The sequence below is a fragment of the Streptomyces sp. NPDC017991 genome, assembly GCF_044328075.1.
Taxonomy (GTDB): domain Bacteria; phylum Actinomycetota; class Actinomycetes; order Streptomycetales; family Streptomycetaceae; genus Streptomyces.
The window spans coordinates 1-14,553 of record NZ_JBIRGP010000010.1; the positions used below are offsets into that span (position 1 = coordinate 1).

15 protein-coding genes are annotated in these 14,553 nt (G+C 70.8%); 9 read left to right on the plus strand and 6 right to left on the minus strand.

The genetic code is table 11. The annotated features are described in order from the left end of the window. Positions 1-285, minus strand: a 285-nt coding sequence (locus tag ACH4DZ_RS27510; protein ID WP_398290026.1) for an NAD-dependent epimerase/dehydratase family protein, incomplete at its 3' end; no start/stop codon positions are given. 83 nt (positions 286-368) lie between these two features. On the opposite strand from ACH4DZ_RS27510, the gene ACH4DZ_RS27515 reads away from it, so the two are divergent. After that, positions 369-950 carry a TetR/AcrR family transcriptional regulator gene (locus ACH4DZ_RS27515; RefSeq protein ID WP_398290027.1) on the plus strand — a complete coding sequence of 194 codons (582 nt, stop codon included), beginning with the start codon at positions 369-371 and terminating at the stop codon, positions 948-950. A gap of 600 nt (positions 951-1,550) precedes the next feature. Here ACH4DZ_RS27515 and ACH4DZ_RS27520 read toward each other — a convergent pair. Then, positions 1,551-2,528, minus strand: a complete 978-nt coding sequence (locus tag ACH4DZ_RS27520) for a GlxA family transcriptional regulator (RefSeq protein WP_398290028.1) — start codon at positions 2,526-2,528, stop codon at positions 1,551-1,553. 160 nt (positions 2,529-2,688) lie between these two features. On the opposite strand from ACH4DZ_RS27520, the gene ACH4DZ_RS27525 reads away from it, so the two are divergent. Next, positions 2,689-2,997 (plus strand): putative quinol monooxygenase, encoded by a 309-nt coding sequence (locus ACH4DZ_RS27525; RefSeq protein ID WP_398290029.1) that lies wholly within the window; start codon positions 2,689-2,691, stop codon positions 2,995-2,997. 974 nt (positions 2,998-3,971) lie between these two features. Then, positions 3,972-5,015, plus strand: coding sequence for an NUDIX domain-containing protein (locus ACH4DZ_RS27530; protein WP_398290030.1), 1,044 nt, complete (start codon positions 3,972-3,974; stop codon positions 5,013-5,015). Between the two features lie 140 nt (positions 5,016-5,155). Here ACH4DZ_RS27530 and ACH4DZ_RS27535 read toward each other — a convergent pair whose 3' ends face one another. After that, positions 5,156-6,511 (minus strand): dipeptidase, encoded by a 1,356-nt coding sequence (locus ACH4DZ_RS27535; protein ID WP_398290031.1) that lies wholly within the window; start codon positions 6,509-6,511, stop codon positions 5,156-5,158. Positions 6,512-6,687: 176 nt separating this feature from the next. Between ACH4DZ_RS27535 and ACH4DZ_RS27540 the strand changes: the two genes are divergently transcribed. The 3 genes from ACH4DZ_RS27540 to ACH4DZ_RS27550 all read left to right on the plus strand — a co-directional run bounded on the left by ACH4DZ_RS27540 (position 6,688) and on the right by ACH4DZ_RS27550 (position 9,959). Further along, positions 6,688-7,902 carry a geranylgeranyl reductase family protein gene (locus tag ACH4DZ_RS27540; RefSeq protein ID WP_398290032.1) on the plus strand — a complete coding sequence of 405 codons (1,215 nt, stop codon included), beginning with the start codon at positions 6,688-6,690 and terminating at the stop codon, positions 7,900-7,902. A 111-nt stretch (positions 7,903-8,013) separates the two neighbouring features. Continuing rightward, positions 8,014-9,297 carry a sensor histidine kinase gene (locus tag ACH4DZ_RS27545; RefSeq protein ID WP_398290033.1) on the plus strand — a complete coding sequence of 428 codons (1,284 nt, stop codon included), beginning with the start codon at positions 8,014-8,016 and terminating at the stop codon, positions 9,295-9,297. Further along, positions 9,294-9,959: a response regulator gene (locus ACH4DZ_RS27550; protein WP_398290034.1), complete on the plus strand. Its 666-nt coding sequence runs from the start codon at positions 9,294-9,296 to the stop codon at positions 9,957-9,959. Before ACH4DZ_RS27545 ends, ACH4DZ_RS27550 begins: the two co-directional genes overlap by 4 nt. Here ACH4DZ_RS27550 and ACH4DZ_RS27555 read toward each other — a convergent pair. Further along, positions 9,920-10,204, minus strand: coding sequence for a DUF6332 family protein (locus ACH4DZ_RS27555; protein ID WP_398290035.1), 285 nt, complete (start codon positions 10,202-10,204; stop codon positions 9,920-9,922). The two genes, ACH4DZ_RS27550 and ACH4DZ_RS27555, sit on opposite strands and share 40 nt — an antisense overlap. A 72-nt stretch (positions 10,205-10,276) precedes the next feature. Next, on the minus strand, positions 10,277-11,788 hold the full coding sequence (locus tag ACH4DZ_RS27560) for an MFS transporter (RefSeq protein ID WP_398290036.1): 1,512 nt from the start codon (positions 11,786-11,788) through the stop codon (positions 10,277-10,279). A gap of 85 nt (positions 11,789-11,873) precedes the next feature. Between ACH4DZ_RS27560 and ACH4DZ_RS27565 the strand changes: the two genes are divergently transcribed. Next, positions 11,874-12,287, plus strand: coding sequence for a MarR family winged helix-turn-helix transcriptional regulator (locus tag ACH4DZ_RS27565; RefSeq protein WP_398290037.1), 414 nt, complete (start codon positions 11,874-11,876; stop codon positions 12,285-12,287). Between the two features lie 75 nt (positions 12,288-12,362). Here the strand turns inward: ACH4DZ_RS27565 and ACH4DZ_RS27570 are convergent, their stop codons facing one another. Then, on the minus strand, positions 12,363-13,265 hold the full coding sequence (locus tag ACH4DZ_RS27570; RefSeq protein WP_398290038.1) for an NAD(P)-dependent oxidoreductase: 903 nt from the start codon (positions 13,263-13,265) through the stop codon (positions 12,363-12,365). Positions 13,266-13,432: 167 nt separating this feature from the next. Between ACH4DZ_RS27570 and ACH4DZ_RS27575 the strand changes: the two genes are divergently transcribed. Further along, positions 13,433-13,699, plus strand: a complete 267-nt coding sequence (locus ACH4DZ_RS27575; protein ID WP_398290039.1) for a hypothetical protein — start codon at positions 13,433-13,435, stop codon at positions 13,697-13,699. Positions 13,700-13,744: 45 nt separating this feature from the next. Further along, the gene (locus ACH4DZ_RS27580; protein WP_398290040.1) at positions 13,745-14,491 is read left to right on the plus strand and encodes a carbonic anhydrase; all 747 of its coding nucleotides are present in this window, start codon (positions 13,745-13,747) and stop codon (positions 14,489-14,491) included. Positions 14,492-14,553: the final 62 nt, after the last annotated feature.

Here is a 14,553-nt window from a genome sequence, read left to right on the forward strand (position 1 = left end):
GGCGAGGGCCTCCTGCTCCTCGCGGACGCACCGCGCGAGGGCCTCGGGTGAGGTGAAGTCGTTGCCGAAGGCGAGGTGGATGACGCCGTCCGCCTCCTGGGCGCCGGTTTGCAGCGTCCGGAGGTCGGTGAGTTCACCCCGCAGTACCTTGGCGCCGGCGGCCTCGGCGTGTGCAGCGGAAGCGTTGGAACGGGCGAGAGCGGTGACCGTATGGCCCGCGCCGAGCAGTTCGGCGACGACGGCCGAGCCGATCAGCCCGGTTCCGCCCGTGATGAAGACACGCATGGCTGGCTCCTCAATGTGATGCGACAGATGTCGCATCACCATACGTCTGATGCGACACCTGTCGCATCGACTAGGATGGCCGCATGCCCAGATGGAAGCCGGACGCGCGCCAGCGCCTGATCGTGGCGGCGCTTGAGTTGTTCACCGAGAAGGGTTACGACGACACGACGGTGGCCCAGATCGCCGAGCGCGCCGGGCTCACGCGGAGCACCTTCCACCGCCACTTCGCCGACAAGCGGGAGATGCTCGCGGCAGGGCAAGAGACTCTCAGCCGCCTGCTGGCCGAAGGGATCAGCGCCGTCGCCCCTGACGCGACACCGATGACGGCCGTCGCGGCGGGCCTGGAGCGCGCCTCGATGCAGATGACCTCCTTCAACCGTGAGCTCGGGCCGCTGATGCACGCGGCGGTCGAGGCGAACGACGAGCTGAAGCAGCGCGATGCGTCGAAGAGCACAGGCATGGCCGCGGTCATGACCGACGCGCTGCGGGGCCGGGGCGTCCCCCAGGCCGTGGCGCAGGTGGCTGCGGAGCTCGGCGTCCTCGCGTTCAGGACCGGATTCGCCCGATGGACCGACCCCGCCCGAGATGCGAACCCCGGCGAGCTGGCACCCCTCACCCGCGCCGCCCTCGACGAACTCCACATGGCGGTCACGGAGCTGCGCTAGTACTCCAGTGGTACTTCACCATTCCCGCTGGTCAGACGCAGTCTTTCGAGCGTAGCGGGCTGATGGTGCCTCAGTGGCCGGTTCCGGGAAGCTGTCATGGACGGCGGCCCTAGAGGTGCAGGCTCGGGACATGATGGCGGACTTCGTTACGGGACGCTGGAGTGCCGAACTCGGTACAACCAGTGGTGCCCGGGTGGAGTCGAACCGACTGAACGCGGTGTTCCGCGTGTTCAGCCGACCCACTCGAAGGTCGGTCCGCCGCTCGGTAGCCGGGCAGGATCCGGTCCTGGGCCCGTCGGTCCCCACCTTCGTGCCGTCCTCCAGCCGCGCCGCTCGGCCATGGCCGCCCACGCCTGCCTGACTGTCCTGCGAGCCGGAGAACTGGACGCGGACAGAGCAGAAACGGATTCCCCCCCAGCTCATCCACCTCAGCGTTGCCGAAATCAGGCGCCTGATCACCCGACTCACCGGCCGCCGTCCCACCCCGGTCGACCACATCCTGCACTGGTCGACATGACAAGTACCGTTGCAGTACTGGAGCTCATTGGCTCGGGCGGCGATCTGGGCGGCTTCGCGCAGCTCCGCTCGCCTTGACTGTCGTCAGTCCTGGTCCGTGCCTCCTTGGCGTAGGGCCCGCAGGGTTGTGCCCCGGCGGCGGCGGACCAGTTTCCGCAAAGTGCTGGTGTTGCGGTAGCCGACACGGTCAGCGATGGCGTCAGGGTTCAGGGATGTGGTGCGCAGCAGGAATGTCGCCTCGTCGAGGCGGATTTCCTGGACGAAGTCCAGAGGTGACATGCCGATCACCGACTGGGTGGTGCGCTGCAGTGTCCGTTCACTTATACCCAGAGCCTGGGCAGCTGTCCTGAGTGAAGGTGGGTCGGACATGTGGTCGCGTGCCCAGCGCTCGAACGCGGCTACTACAGGATCGGCTTGGGCCAGCAGGGTTGGAGCGGCGAAAGCGGCTTGCGAGGGACGGTCCCCGATCAGGAGATATCGGGCAACTGTATCGGCCAGGGTCGGGCTGTAGCGGTGCACTACGGACAACGCGAGGTCGATGTGCGCGAAGGCCGCGCCCGCTGTGGTGACGGGGCCGTCGTGGACCAGGGTTCGCGAGTCGTCCAGGTGCACCTTCGGGTAGCGGGCGCGGAAGGCCGGCCCCGCCCACCAACTGGTGGTGGCGCGTCTCCCGTCAAGAACTCCGGACTCCGCCAGGAAGAAGCTGCCGGTACACGCGGCTGCGAGTTCGGCCCCGGTCGCGTGTGCCTCGCGTGCGAGCGCCGTAACCCACGCGTTGGCGTCCGACCGCACACTCGCGATGATCCGGTCGACGCTTTCGAGCCCGACCGCAGGCAGCAGCAACAGGTCTGGGGTGTCGGTCAGTTGGGCAAGGGGCCGGGTTGTCAGGAGCAGTCCGTTGCCCGTGCGGACCTGCGAACCGACGCTCACGGTGCTTACGGCGAACGGGACAGAGTCCGACCCCTGCTCCCTCCCCAGCGTGTTGGCCGCTCCGAGCACATCAAGGACGGCGCAGAGTCCGGAGTCGAAAATTCCGTCAACAACAGCAACAGCAATGCGCATGACGGAAACAGTACTGAAGGAGTCGCTTCCGCCACTTCAGGACGGATCACGGTCCCCGTACCTTCATCAGTAAGCGGTGCGGAACGATCACTTGTCCCCGCACCGTCCACCATGAACAAGCCCTCCGGACGAGATGTCTGGCAGAACGAAGGACGACGACATGACGCTCAAGCTGGGTGTGCTGGCACTGCTGAAGGCCAAGCCGGGCAGTGAGAACGAGCTCGCGGCGTTTCTGGAGAGCGGGGGCAAGATCGTGGCCGACGAACCCGCTACCCGCACCTGGTACGCATTCCAGGTCGACGACAACACCTTCGGCATCTTCGACACCTTCGAGGATGAGGCGGGCCGCCAGGAACACCTGAACGGGAAGATCCCCGCCGCCCTCGGCGAGGTCGGCGACTCCCTGCTCGCCGACGCCCCCGATATCCGCCTGACCAACATCCTCGCCGTGAAGGACGGCTCCTACTGAGGTTTTCAGGGTGGGGTCGGTGGTGCGAGGGTCAAGCCGGTGGCGGTGAGGCAGCCGTCGATCAGGTGGGGCCGGAACCGGATCCCGCGTAAGTGCCTGACGCTGTCGAGATCTTGTTCCCGGTGGGCGGCAACGGGGCAGGTAGTACCTGGAGCCCTGGTCGTATCCGAGATCCCCGACGGCATCGGGCACTGAAGGTCCGCGGCGCGCTCGGGCGGGCAGACGGGCGTGCAGGTGCGCGTCGACCCGGCCGATCCGGGCCCATGCCCGCAGCCGCTCCGCGAGCGGGAGGCAGGCGACGGCATCCGAAGCGGCGAGGACGAGGACCGTACGGCGGGCCGGCAGCAGCCCGGCGAAGGCCGCCGGGCCGCCGATACGGACCTCGGCGAGGTCGACGTCGTGAGGAAGTCCATGCGCTGTCTCGGTAGCGGGCCGGGCTGCCGTCTTTGCTTCGCAGTAATTCGCAGTAAGAGGGTCGTAGTGCAGGTACACCTGCGGAATGAGTGCGGGTAGTCCGGGGCCTCCGAAACGGAAGTACGGAAGTACAGCGCGGCACAGGTATGGAACAGCACCTCCTCCGGTGGCGACACGGTCCCTGGCCCACTTTGGGGCAGCGGCCACGGCCACTTCGAGATCCGCCGGATCAAGGGCGCCACCGGTCAGTAACTTGCTCTTCCCCGGCACCTGCCAGGCTGTCCGGATGAAGCGCCACCGCACCGACCGCAAGACCGGCAAGGTCACCATCGCCACCGTCTATGCGGTCACCAGTTGGCATGAGCTGCCCGGTGTGGAGGGTACGTACAGCGAGGTGACGCTCGCGATGGAAGAGCGGATCGTAGGCATCTGCAGGGAGTCTGGGAGAAGGAGGTGGTGGGAGCAGGGCTGTGGACCCCCTCCTTTCCCCTACCTCTCCCAGACGAACCGGCGAATCCGGCTCCGCCGCTGGAAAGCGGCCTTCCCACCCTGGAGTACTAGTGATTGTCGTCTGGATCAACGGTGCGTTCGGTGCGGGGAAGACCACCACCGCACGGGAACTGATCGACCTGATCCCGAACAGCACACTCTTCGACCCCGAGCTGATCGGCACCGGGCTGGCGCACCTGCTGCCAGCCAAGCGCCTGGCCGAGGTCGGCGACTTCCAGGATCTGCCGATCTGGCGGCGGCTCGTGGTCGACACGGCCGCCGCGATGCTCTCCGAACTCGGGGGCGTGCTCGTGGTCCCCATGACCCTGCTCCGCCAGGACTACCGCGACGAGATCTTCGGCGGACTCGCGTCCCGCAGGATCGCGGTACGCCATGTGCTTCTCGCCCCGGCGGAAACGATCCTGCGCGAACGAATAGCCGGCCGGGAGGTCCCGCCGGACCTCCCCGACGGGGAGATGCGGGTGCGCCAGTGGTCGTACGACCAGATCGAGCCCTACCGCGCCGCACTCGCCGGCTGGCTCTCCGCCGACGCCCACCCCGTCGACAACGGCACACTCACCCCGTACGAGTCCGCCGTGCGCGTCGCCGAGGCCGTGCACAGCGGATCCGTGCCGGTCTGCGACATCGTGCAGACCCCCGAACCGACCTCGGAGACCGTCGCGGCGGGGGTACTCCTCTTCGACGAGCAGGACCGGGTGCTGCTCGTCGACCCGACGTACAAGGCCGGGTGGGAGTTCCCCGGCGGCGTCGTCGAATCCGGCGAGGCACCCGGGCGCGCGGGCATCCGCGAGGTCGCCGAGGAGACCGGCATCCGGCTCACCGAAGTCCCCCGGCTGCTGGTCGTCGACTGGGAACCCCCGGTGCCCCCCGGCTACGGCGGTCTGCGCCTCCTCTACGACGGCGGCCGGCTGGACGCCGTCGGGGCCCGGCAGATGCTGCTGCCGGGCCCCGAACTGCGCGGCTGGCGCTTCGTCACCGAGGAGGAGGCCGCCACGCTCCTGCCGCCCGTCCGCTACGAGCGACTGCGCTGGGCACTGCAGGCGAGGGAGCGGGGGGCGGCGCTGTACCTGGAGGCAGGGGTGCCCCAGGGATAGCGAACGCTCATTTTCAGCCCGTCCGGCGTGTGCCGTTCAGCCCGTCCGGCGTTTGAGGACGAGGCCGTTCAGGCCGATGGGGGGTCTGGGGGCGCAGCCCCCGGAATCCCGGGGCACGCCCGAGTCGGGGCGTGCCCGGTTCACCCCGCCGCGTAGTTCCGCAGGAACAGCGCCTCCGCGACGGCGAGCCGCTCCAGCTCGTCGGGCGACACGCTCTCGTTCACCGCGTGAATCTGCGCCTCCGGCTCGCTGAGCCCGATCAGCAGGATCTCCGCCCGCGGGTACAGCGACGCGAGCGTGTTGCACAGCGGAATGGACCCGCCCTGTCCCGCGTACTGCATCTCCGCGCCGTCGTACGCGACACTCATCGCCTCGGCCATCGCCGCGTACGCCGGGCTCGTGGTGTCGGCACGGAACGCCTGCCCCTGTCCGATCTGCTCGGTGCTCACCCGCGCTCCCCACGGCGTGTGCGCCTCCAGGTGGGCCTGGAGCAGCTTGGTCGCCTCGACGGCGTCGACGCCCGGCGGCACGCGCAGACTGACCAGCGCGCGGGCGCCGGCCTGCACGGACGGGGTGGCGCCGACCACCGGCGGGGCGTCGATGCCGAGCACGGTCACGGCGGGCCGCGCCCAGATGCGGTCGGCGACCGTGCCGGAGCCGATCAGCTCCACACCGTCGAGCACCTTGGCGTCCTTGCGGAACTGCGTTTCGCCGTACTGCAGGCCCTCCCACGTCGAGGAGCCCACGAGCCCGTCGACCGTGGTCGAACCGTCCTCGGCGCGCAGCGAGTCGAGTGCGCGGATCAGCGCGCTCAGCGCGTCGGGGGCCGCGCCGCCGAACTGGCCGGAGTGCAGATTGCCTTCGAGGGTGTCGACCTGGACGCGGACGAGCGTCATGCCGCGCAGCGCGGTGGTGACCGTCGGCACACCGACCCGGAAGTTCCCGGAGTCGCCGATGACGATCGCGTCGGCCGCCAGCAGCTCCGGGTGTTCCTCGGCGTACCGCTCCAGACCGCCCGTGCCCTGCTCCTCCGAGCCCTCCGCGACGACCTTGACACCGACCGGGACGCCGCCGTTCGCCTTGAGCGCGCGCAGCGCCAACAGGTGCATGACCAGGCCGCCCTTGCAGTCGGCGGCCCCGCGCCCGTACCAGCGGCCGTCCCGCTCGGTCAGCTCGAAGGGCGGCGTCTCCCAGCCGGCCTCGTCGAGGGGCGGCTGCACGTCGTAGTGCGCGTACAGCAGAACGGTCTTCGAACCCTCGGGGCCCGGCAGGAAGCCGTACACCGACTGTGTGCCGTCGGGGGTGCCGAGCAGGGCGACGTCCTGGAAACCCTCGGCGCGCAGCGCGTCGGCCACCCAGTTCGCGGCGCCCTCGCTCTCGCTGCGCGGGAACTGGTCGAAGTCCGCCACCGATGCGAAGGCCACCAGCTCGGTCAGCTCCGTCTTCGCCCTGGGCATCAGGGAGACGACGGTCTCGGCGACCGGATTCGACGACATGGGCACGCTCCTCGTGGGTGCGACGTTGTACGAGTGGGTACGGCTGCGGATGAGCGCGCGAACGGGTGTGCGCGCTGCATACGCTGCCGATCCTCCCACAGCGGTCTTCGCCGGACGCCGCCGTAGGATGCGTGGAGTAGGTGCGGCAGGCGGCTGGATCGGAGCAGCAGACCATCGTGAGCAGCGAGAACTCTTCGGACGACGGACAGGACGACGGGCAGCGGGTGTGGGACGTCGTCGTGGTCGGGGCGGGACCGGCGGGCGCCTCGGCCGCCTATGCGGCGGCGGTCGCGGGGCGCCGCGTCCTGCTGCTGGAGAAAGCGGAGTTGCCCCGCTACAAGACGTGCGGCGGCGGCATCATCGGACCCACCCGTGACGCGCTGCCGCCCGGTTTCGAGCTGCCGTTCCGGGACCGGATCCACGCGGTCACGTTCTCGCTGGAGGGCAGGTTCACACGGACGCGGCGCTCCAAGCAGATGCTCTTCGGGCTCATCAACCGGCCGGAGTTCGACCAGCAGCTCGTCGAGCACGCGCAGAAGGCCGGCGCCGAACTGCGTACGGGGGCCACGGTCTCGCGGGTGGAACAGCACGGCTCGGCGGTCCCCGACCGGCGCTCGGTCGCCGTCGTCCTCCAGGACGGCGAGACGCTGCTGGCGCGGTCGGTGGTCGGCGCGGACGGCAGCGCCAGCCGGATAGGAGCGCACGTCGGGGTCAAGCTCGACCAGGTAGACCTCGGCCTGGAGGCGGAGATCCCGGTGCCGGAGACGGTCGCGGAGGACTGGAAGGGCCGGGTCCTCATCGACTGGGGCCCGCTGCCCGGCAGTTACGGGTGGGTGTTCCCCAAGGGCGACACCCTCACCGTCGGAGTCATCTCGGCGCGGGGCGAAGGCGCCGCCACCAAGCGGTACCTGGAGGACTTCATCGCCCGGCTCGGCCTCGCGGGCTTCGAGCCCAGCGTCTCGTCCGGGCACCTGACCCGCTGCCGCGCCGACGACTCGCCGCTGTCGCGGGGCCGGGTGCTGGTGTGCGGGGACGCGGCCGGTCTGCTGGAGCCGTGGACCCGCGAGGGCATCTCCTTCGCACTGCGTTCCGGGCGGCTCGCGGGGGAGTGGGCGGTGCGGATCGCCGAGGCCCACGACGCCGTGGACACGCGACGGCAGGCGCTGAACTACGCCTTCGCGATCAAGGCGGGGCTGGGCGTGGAGATGAGCATCGGCAGGCGGATGCTCACGATCTTCGAGCGCCGGCCCGGAGTGTTCCATGCCGCGCTCACCGGTTTCCGGCCCGCCTGGAAGGCGTTCGCGGGGATCACCCGAGGCTCCACCTCGCTGGGTGACATGGTCCGTTCGCACCCGATGGCGGAGCGGGCCCTGAGCAGGATCGACCGCTGACAGTCCGCCGCTGACGCCGAGGGTCGGCCCGGGGCCCGGGCGCGTACTCCGCCGGGAGTACGCGTGATCACCACGCTCGGCGGACGCCCCGGGCGGGCCGTGGCGTCTAGCGTGGCGGGCATGGCAGAGCAGCGCACACGCCGGTGCGGCGGACCCCCCTGGGCCAGGGGCGGTCCACCGGGCAGCCGGTGGCACGGGCCCCCGTGGTGGAACCACCGCGGGGAGGAGGAAGAGGGCGGCGGCCGTCCCCGTCGGCCGTGGCGTTCGACGCTGCTCCTCACCGCGTTCGTCATGGTCGGCAGCACATTCGCCGCCGAGGCGCAGCCCGGGCGGGAGCAGCTCGACGGCCTCGCGCGGGCCCTGCTCCTCGGCGGCGCACTCCTGCTCCTGTGGCGGCAGCGGTACCCGGCGCTGGTGGTGTGCGGCACCGCGGCCTCGGCCCTTGTCTACCTCAGCGCGGGATACCCGTACGGACCGGTCTTCCTCACGGTCGCGCTCGCCTGCTTCAGCGCGGTCGTCGCAGGGCACCGCGGACCTGCCTGGGCCGCGCTCGGCACCCTGTGGACGGTCCATCTCCTGGTGGGGCACTGGCTCTACCGGTGGCTGCCGCCGGAGGGCGACCCGGCGTCGTCGTGGGGCGAGGAGGTCGCCGTCGCCGCCTGGATCGTGGCGATCCTCGCGGTCTCCGAGCTGGCCCGTGCCCGCCGGGAGCAGGGGGACCGCGACCGGGCGGAACGCCGTCAGGCGGCCGGGCGGCGCGCCGACGAGGAACGGCTGCGCATCGCCCGCGAACTGCACGACGTCCTGGCGCACAGCATCTCGGTCATCAACGTCCAGGCGGGAGTCGGCCTCGCGCTGCTCGACTCCGACCCGGAGCAGGCACGTACCGCGCTCACCACCATCAAGGCCGCGAGCAAGGAGGCGCTGGGGGAGGTGCGCCAGGTGCTCGACACGCTCCGGACGCCCGGGGACGCGCCCCGCGCTCCGGCGCCCGACCTCGACCGGCTCCCCGAACTCGTGGAACAGGCCGCGGGCGCCGGTCTGACCGTCGCCGTCGAGAGCGGGGACGGGGGCCGGAACCTCTCGCCGGGCGCCGATCTCGCGGCCTTCCGCATCGTCCAGGAGGCGCTGACCAACGTCGTACGGCATTCCGGGTCACGGCACGCGCGTGTGCGGGTCGACCGGACGGGCGACGCCCTGCGGCTCCGTATCGACGACGACGGCCCGGCGACCGGAGAGGAAGCGGGCGGCAGCGGCAACGGACTGGCCGGAATGCGGGAGCGCGCGGCGGCCCTGGGTGGCACGATCGAGGCCGGACCGCGCAAGGACGGAGGGTTCCGCGTGCTCGCCGTGCTGCCGCTGAAGAAGTCCCGCATGCCCGGGGAGGACCGGTGATCCGCGTACTGCTCGCCGACGACCAGTCTTTGGTCCGCGCGGGATTCAAGGCGCTGCTGGACGCCCAGCCGGACATCGAGGTGGTCGGGGAGGCCGCGGACGGGGCGGAGGCCCTGCGGGAAGTACGCCGACTGCGGCCCGACGTCGTGCTGATGGACATCCGGATGCCGGTGCTCGACGGCCTCGCCGCGACGCGCCGCATCACCGGCGCGCCGGACCTGGCGGACGTCAAGGTCGTCATGCTCACCACCTTCGAACTCGACGAGTACGTCTTCGAGGCGATCCGTTGCGGGGCGTCCGGCTTCCTCGTCAAGGACACCGAACCGGAGGAACTCCTGCGTGCCGTCAGGGCGGTGGTCGAAGGCGACGCGCTTCTGTCGCCGGGCGTGACACGTCGGCTCATCGCCGAGTTCGCGGCCCGCTCGAAGGAGCCGGCCGCGGCGGACGCGCTTGCCGAACTCACCGGGCGGGAGCGGGAGGTGATGGCGCTGGTCGGCATCGGACTGTCGAACGACGAGATCGCGCGACGCCTTGTGGTGAGCCCGCTGACGGCCAAGACCCATGTCAGCCGCACCATGGTCAAGCTGGGCGCCCGCGACCGGGCCCAACTGGTCGTGCTGGCCTACGAGTCGGGGCTGGTGCGGCCGGGCTGGCTGGGCTGAGGCCCCTGCCGGAAGCGCGTCAGCACCGAGATCACCCGTAGGAAGAACAGGGCGGTCGCGAGCGCCGTTCCGGTGACGAGGAGGGCCCTCTCGACCGTCGTCGGCAGGTCGAGGAGCAGTGCGGGGCCGGCCAGGACTCCGAACAGCACGGCCGCGGCGAACGCGGCGCTGGCCAGGGCGTATCCGATCTCCACGGTGATCGCGTCCCGCTCGGACTGCATCCGTCGCCCCCTGGTGTGTCCCATACGGGGAGTGTCACAGCTGTGCGCCCGGCAGGGCAAGGAAGCCCGCCGGACGCACGATGCCGAGGCCGGGGATCAGTCGCGTACCGCCACGCGTCCGTCGTCCTGCTGCTCCTGCGTCCTGTGCGCCGTTTCCGGGGCGGGGTCGGACTTGGCGACCAGGATCGTCGTCCGCGGCGTACGCTGCCGCCGCAGCCCGGTGGCCGTGATCAGCAGGCCCGCCAGGGTGACCGCGGTCACCACGACGAGACCGGGCCGGTAGCTGTCCAGGATCGCCTGCGGCGAGGAACCGCCGGACGAGTTCGCCGCCACGACGGCCGTCACGATCGCGAGGAAGATCGCGCCGCCCACCTGTACCGAGGTGTTGAGCAGACCAGAGACCATGCCCTGCTCGTGGTCGTCGACGCCGTTGGTGGCCTGGATGTTGAGCGAGGGGAAGACCAGCGCGCAGGCCGCGCCGATCAGCAGCATCGACGGCAGGATCACCGCCGCGTACACGGGGTCGAGGTCGACGCGCAGGAACAGCGCGTAACCGGCCACCATCAGGGCGAAGCCCAGCACGAGGAGACGTGGCGTCCCGAACCGGTCGACGATCGCGCCCATCTTCGTCGCCGAGAGCGCCACGAGCGCGCCCGCGGGCAGGAAGGCGAGAGCGGTGTGCAGGGCCGACCAGCCGAGCAGCGACTGCATGTACAGGGTGACGAGGAACTGGAAGCCGACGTACGAGCCGAAGAACATCATGGCGCCCAGCTGGGCGCGGACCTGGTCGCCGGAGCGCAGCACACCGAGCCGGATCAGCGGGCTCGCACTGCGCAGCTCGACACGTACGAAGACGGTGAGCAGGACCGCGACCGCGAGGAACGACAGCAGCGTACGGGCCGAGGTCCAGCCCGCCTCGGGTGCCTCGACGACGGTGAAGACGAGCAGCAGCATCGAGGCGGTGCCGATGACGGCGCCGGGGACGTCGTATCCGCGGTGGGTGCGGTCGCGTTCGCTGCGCGGAATGAGCTTGAGGCCGGCGATCAGGGCGAGGACCGCGATCGGCGCGGGCAGCAGCATGGTCAGCCGCCAGCTGGCCTCGGTGAGCAGCCCGGACAGGACGAGGCCCATCGAGAACCCGGTGGCGGCGCAGGTGGTGTAGATCGACAGGGCGCGGTTGCGCAGCGGGCCCTGCGGGAACGTCGTGGTGATGATCGACAGCCCGGCGGGGGCGGTGAACGCCGCGCTCAGGCCCTTGATGAACCGGCTCGCGATCAGCAGCGGTCCGGAGTCGACCAGCCCGCCGAGCAGGGAGGCGAGGGCGAAGACGCCGAGGGCCACCAGGAAGACCCGGCGTCGGCCGAGGAGGTCGGCCGCGCGGCCGCCGAGGAGCAGCAGGCCGCCGTAGCCGAGTATGTAGCCGCTGACGATCCACTGCAGGGTCGAGGTGGAGAGGTCCAGTTCGGAACCGATGGACGGCAGGGCGACGCCGACCATCGACACGTCGAGCGCGTCCAGGAACATCGCGGCGCAGAGCACCAGCAGGGTGCCCCACAGGCGAGGCGTCCAGTGTCCCTGGGACGCGGGAGCGGTGAGCGGAGAGGTCATGTGCGCCACAGTACATGCGCATGCATTGAATGCAAGTGCATTTAATTCCGATGCAACAAAGTCGGGCTCTTGGTAAGGTGCGGCCATGGCGGCTGTGGAGAAGGCCGAGCAGGGGCTCGTGGACCGATGGCGCGACATCCTCGCGGTGCACGCGCGCACGCTGTGCGAACTCGACCGCGCGCTGCATCAACACGGCCTGGGCGCCAGCGACTTCGAGGTTCTCGACGTACTGGCCGCGGGCGCCTCCGCGGATGGCGGGAACGCCTACCGCGTCCAGGAGATCGCCGAGCGGGTGCATCTGAGCCAGAGCGCGCTGTCCCGGCTGATCGGCCGCCTGGACAAGGACGGCCTCGTGGAGCGCTGCATGTGCCCCGAGGACCGGCGGGGCGTACGCGTGTCCCTCACCGAGAAGGGGCGCACCCTGCACGGTGAGGTGCTGCCCCTCCAGCGGGCCGTGCTGGAGCGGATGCTGACGGGCGGGCCGGGGTCGGGGGACTGACCGGCGCCCGCCGGTCCTGCGGCTCGGCTCGGGCGGCTCACCCCAACTCGGCCCTCGGCTGCCTCGGTTGGGGCCCTACCGGGTGGTCGTCCCGTCGGAGTCCTCGTCGAAGCTCGCGAAGTAGGCGGCGGCCATGTCCTCGTCCGCGTGGCCCTGCGCGGCGGCCCTGGCGAAGCGTTCGGCGCTCGCCGCCGCGACGTCCAGGCGGACCCCGTGCTGCTCGCCGGCCTCGACGATGAGACGGGCGTCCTTGCCCGCGGTGGACACGGCGAAGGCGGCGGGCGACAACCGGTCCTCCAGGATGAGGGCGCTCTTGGCGTGCAGGTACCCCATGTCGAGCGGGCCGCCGGCGATGACGTCGAAGAAGCTCTGCGGATCCACGCCGAGCGCCTTGGCCAGGGCGAGGGTCTCGCCGGTCGCGCTGGTGGCGGCGATGACCCAGCTGTTGGCGACGAGCTTGAGACGGGTGGCGCTGCCCGCCGCCCCGTCCTCGCCCGTCCACACCGTACGGGCGCCGACCGCGTCGAAGACCGGTGCCGCGGTGGCCCGGCCGTCGCTCGGTCCGGCGGCGAGGACGAGCAACTGCCCCGCCTCGGCGGGCTGTCGGGTGCCGAGCACGGGCGCGTCGTAGAAGACCAGGCCCTTGTCGCGGGCGAACTCGGCCAGTCGGCCGACGCTGTCGATGCCCGCGGTCGTCGACTGGATCCATGTCGTGCCCGTGCGCAGGGCGGGCGAGGCCTGCCGCATCACGTCCAGCGCGGCGGGACCGTCGTACAGCATGGTCAGGACGACATCGGCGCCCTCCACGGCCTCGGCGGGCGTGCCGGCGATGTGGGCGCCCTCGGTGGCGAGGGGTTCGGCCTTGTCCCGGCTGCGGTTCCAGGCCCGGACGGTGTGTCCGGCCCGCGCGAGGTTACGGGCCATCGCGGCGCCCATGATCCCGGTGCCGAGGACACTGACAGTGAGCTTGTCGGTCATGACATCAACTTCCCTATCCGTTCGGTGCGGGAAATGCCCGCCCGCCGACCATCCTGACCCCTTACCGGTCAGCCCTGATCAGTAACTCACCAACAGGAGTCAGCGGTCCTCGGGGCTCGCGGGGCGTAGTTACGTTGGCGGTTTCCGCGTCGTCCTGGGGGCCGCACTTGAGAACCGCACTCTGGATCGTCCTTGCGACCCTGCTCACCTACGTCACCGGGGCCGGCCTCTACAACGCGGCCCGCAGCGACGACAGGGAGACCCTGATCGGCAACGTACTCCTGAGCTGGTCCGTCGGGTGGTACGCGGTCAGCAGTTGGCGGCACGCGTACGGTTCGACGCGCCGACGCGCATCCTGGGCCGAGGCGGGAGCGGGTGGGGCAAGGGCATCTCTCGGAATGGCCAAGAGTGGTTCAACAACCGCTCAGGATTGAGCAACCCGAACAGAGGGGCGGCGGGGCGGACATACGTTCCCCTCCGTGATCTCTGACCCAGCACCCCACATAACCGCCGGCGCGACGCCCACCGCCCGGCGCTCTCTCCTGCGTGCCGCTCTCGCCGGGACCGCCGTCGTCGGCGCGGGGCTGACCGCCGGCGCGGGACCCGCGCTCGCCGCGGCCCCCGGCGCCGCGCGCAAGCGGCCCACCACCGCCGCGGAGGCCCTGCGGGAGCTGTCGGCGGGCAATCGCCGCTGGCGTACCTTTCGCGAGAAGCATCCCGACGAGTCTCCCGCCGTCCGGCAGACACTGACGACCGGTCAGCACCCCTTCGCGCTCCTGCTCGGCTGTATCGACTCCCGGGTGCCTCCGGAGCTGGTCTTCGACCAGGGCCTCGGTGATCTGATGACCGTCCGCAGCGCGGGCCAGGTCCTCGACGAGGCCGTGCTCGGCAGCCTCGCGTACGGGGTGCTCGAACTGGGCATCCCGCTGCTGATGGTGCTCGGGCACCAGTCGTGCGGAGCCGTGAAGGCCACGGTGGAGGCGGACGAGTCGGGTGCGGAACTGCCCCGCCACATCCAGTACCTGGCCGACCAGATCAGCCCGGCCATCGACCGCGGCACGGAGGGCGACGCACGCGTCGACGCGACGATCGACGCCAACATACGGCTCGTCCGCTCACGGCTCGCCGCGGAGCCCGACCTCGCCGCCAAGGTGGACTCGGGGGCGTTGCGGATCGTCGGCGCCCGCTACGAACTGACCACCCAGCTGGTGCACCGCGTCGGCTGAACCTCGTGACGACGGTCGACCCGACCGGCACGGCCGCAGGTTCGAACCACTCAAGGGTTCGA